Below are 3397 nucleotides of genomic sequence, written 5' to 3'. Positions count from 1 at the left end.
GAGTTTTTGATTCTCATGTTTTCAAGTCTTTAAGAGCAAACGGTGGATGCCTTGGCATCTGGAGCCGAAGAAGGACGTAGCAATCTGCGATAAGCCTCGGGGAACTGATAAGCAAGTTTTGATCCGAGGGTGTCCGAATGGGGAAACCCCGCTGGGCGGCGTGCCGACCCAGTGACTCCCGCCTGAATATATAGGGCGGGTAGAGGGAACGTGGGGAAGTGAAACATCTCAGTACCCACAGGAAGAGAAAACAACCGTGATTCCGTGAGTAGTGGCGAGCGAAATCGGATGAGGCTAAACCTCATGTGTGTGAGAGCCGGCAGGCGTTGCATGTGGGGGGTTGCGGGACGTTCCTGATCATTCTGCCGAGTGGTCGACGTGACAGAAGCGTATAGACGAACCGTCTTGAAAGGCGGGCCAGAGTGGGTGCCAGCCCCGTAGTCGAAATGCGTGTTCTGGCGTGGAGCGTATCCCAAGTAGCACGGGGCCCGAGAAATCCCGTGTGAATCTGTCAGGACCACCTGATAAGCCTAAATACTCCCAGATGACCGATAGCGGACAAGTACCGTGAGGGAAAGGTGAAAAGTACCCCGGGAGGGGAGTGAAATAGTACCTGAAACCGTTTGCTTACAAACCGTTGGAGCACCCCTGGTAGGTGTGACAGCGTGCCTTTTGAAGAATGAGCCTGCGAGTTAGCGATATGTGGCGAGGTTAACCCGGGTGGGGTAGCCGTAGCGAAAGCGAGTCTGAATAGGGCGATTCAGTCGCATGTCCTAGACCCGAAGCGAAGTGATCTATCCATGGCCAGGCTGAAGCGACGGTAAGACGTCGTGGAGGGCCGAACCCACTTAGGTTGAAAACTGAGGGGATGAGCTGTGGATAGGGGTGAAAGGCCAATCAAACTTCGTGATAGCTGGTTCTCTCCGAAATGCATTTAGGTGCAGCGTTGCGTGTTTCTTGCCGGAGGTAGAGCTACTGGATGGCCGATGGGCCCCACCAGGTTACTGACGTCAGCCAAACTCCGAATGCCGGTAAGTGAGAGCGCAGCAGTGAGACTGTGGGGGATAAGCTTCATAGTCGAGAGGGAAACAACCCAGACCACCATCTAAGGTCCCTAAGCGCGTGCTAAGTGGGAAAGGATGTGGAGTTGCTTAGACAACCAGGAGGTTGGCTTAGAAGCAGCCACCCTTGAAAGAGTGCGTAATAGCTCACTGGTCAAGTGATTCCGCGCCGACAATGTAACGGGGCTCAAGCACGCCACCGAAGTTGTGGCATTGACATTATTGGTAGGCCTTCGTGGTCCAGCCGTGTTGATGGGTAGGAGAGCGTCGTGTGGCGAGTGAAGCGGCGGGGTGACCCAGCCGTGGACGCTACACGAGTGAGAATGCAGGCATGAGTAGCGAAAGACGTGTGAGAAACACGTCCTCCGAAAGACCAAGGGTTCCAGGGTCAAGCTAATCTTCCCTGGGTAAGTCGGGACCTAAGGCGAGGCCGACAGGCGTAGTCGATGGACAACGGGTTGATATTCCCGTACCGGCGAAGAACCGCCCCAACCAATCCAGTAGTGCTAAGTGTCTGAATCCCACTGACGGATCCCTTCGGGGTGATGCTGTGGGCCTAGCGCACGACCCCATGCTGAGGCGGTTAGCGTATTAACAGGTGTGACGCAGGAAGGTAGCCCAACCCGGGCGATGGTTGTCCCGGGGCAAGTGCGTAGGCCGAGGGATAGGCAAATCCGTTCCTCATACAGGCTGAGACACGATGCGGATGAAAAGTGGGTGATCCTATGCTGCCAAGAAAAGCATCGACGCGAGGTTCTAGCCGCCCGTACCCCAAACCGACTCAGGTGGTCAGGTAGAGAATACCGAGGAGATCGAGAGAATCGTGGTTAAGGAACTCGGCAAAATGCCCCCGTAACTTCGGGAGAAGGGGGGCCATCCGCTTATACCCACTTGCTGGGAAAAGGGTGTGGTGGCCGCAGAGACTAGTGGGTAGCGACTGTTTACTAAAAACACAGGTCCGTGCCAAGTCGCAAGACGATGTATACGGACTGACGCCTGCCCGGTGCTGGAAGGTTAAGAGGACGGGTCAGCCGCAAGGCGAAGCTCAGAATTTAAGCCCCAGTAAACGGCGGTGGTAACTATAACCATCCTAAGGTAGCGAAATTCCTTGTCGGGTAAGTTCCGACCTGCACGAATGGCGTAACGACTTCCCAACTGTCTCAACCGCGAACTCGGCGAAATTGCATTACGAGTAAAGATGCTCGTTACGCGCAGCAGGACGGAAAGACCCCGTGACCTTTACTACAGCTTGGTATTGGTGTTCGGTGTGGCTTGTGTAGGATAGGTGGGAGACTGTGAAGCGGATACGCCAGTATTCGTGGAGTCGTTGTTGAAATACCACTCTGGTCACTCTGGATGTCTAACTTCGAACCGTGATCCGGTTCAGGGACAGTGCCTGGTGGGTAGTTTAACTGGGGCGGTTGCCTCCCAAAAAGTAACGGAGGCGCCCAAAGGTTCCCTCAACCTGGTTGGCAATCAGGTGGCGAGTGTAAGTGCACAAGGGAGCTTGACTGTGAGACTGACAGGTCGAGCAGGGACGAAAGTCGGGACTAGTGATCCGGCAGTGGCTTGTGGAAGCGCTGTCGCTCAACGGATAAAAGGTACCTCGGGGATAACAGGCTGATCTTGCCCAAGAGTCCATATCGACGGCATGGTTTGGCACCTCGATGTCGGCTCGTCGCATCCTGGGGCTGGAGTAGGTCCCAAGGGTTGGGCTGTTCGCCCATTAAAGCGGTACGCGAGCTGGGTTTAGAACGTCGTGAGACAGTTCGGTCCCTATCCGCTGCGCGCGTAGGAAGTTTGAGAGGATCTGACCCTAGTACGAGAGGACCGGGTTGGACGAACCTCTGGTGTGCCAGTTGTACTGCCAAGTGCACCGCTGGTTAGCTACGTTCGGGATGGATAACCGCTGAAAGCATCTAAGCGGGAAGCCGGCCTCAAGATGAGACTTCCATACCCTACGGGGTGAGAGGCTCCCAGCCAGACTACTGGGTTGATAGGCCAGATGTGGAAGCACGGCAACGTGTGCAGCTGACTGGTACTAATAAGCCGATGACTTGATAACACCAACTTCTGGTGCTCGCGTCCACTGAGTGGTTCCCGATGTACGGTCGGGACACCACACAACAACAAACTTGTCGTTGTGTATGACTGAAACATCAATAGAGTTTCGGCGGCCATAGCGAGAGGGAAACGCCCGGTCCCATTCCGAACCCGGAAGCTAAGCCTCTCAGCGCCGATGGTACTGCAGGGGGGACCCTGTGGGAGAGTAGGACACCGCCGGACACCCATTCACGGAATGGCCACCCACACCCTGGGTGGCCATTCCGCGTTAA

2 rRNA genes are annotated in these 3397 nt (G+C 55.5%); both read left to right on the top strand.

Going from position 1 to position 3397, the window contains the following annotated elements:
• The first annotated feature begins 19 nt into the window (after positions 1 to 19).
• A 23S ribosomal RNA gene (locus R8Z57_RS17375) occupies positions 20 to 3126 on the top strand.
• 104 nt (positions 3127 to 3230) lie between these two features.
• Positions 3231 to 3347 (top strand): 5S ribosomal RNA (gene rrf, locus R8Z57_RS17370).
• Positions 3348 to 3397 lie beyond the last annotated feature (50 nt).

It is taken from the genome of Microbacterium sp. M3 (genome assembly GCF_033548675.1).
GTDB classification, from domain to species: Bacteria; Actinomycetota; Actinomycetes; order Actinomycetales; family Microbacteriaceae; genus Microbacterium; species Microbacterium arthrosphaerae.
This window is presented reverse-complemented; position numbering and strand designations above follow the sequence as displayed.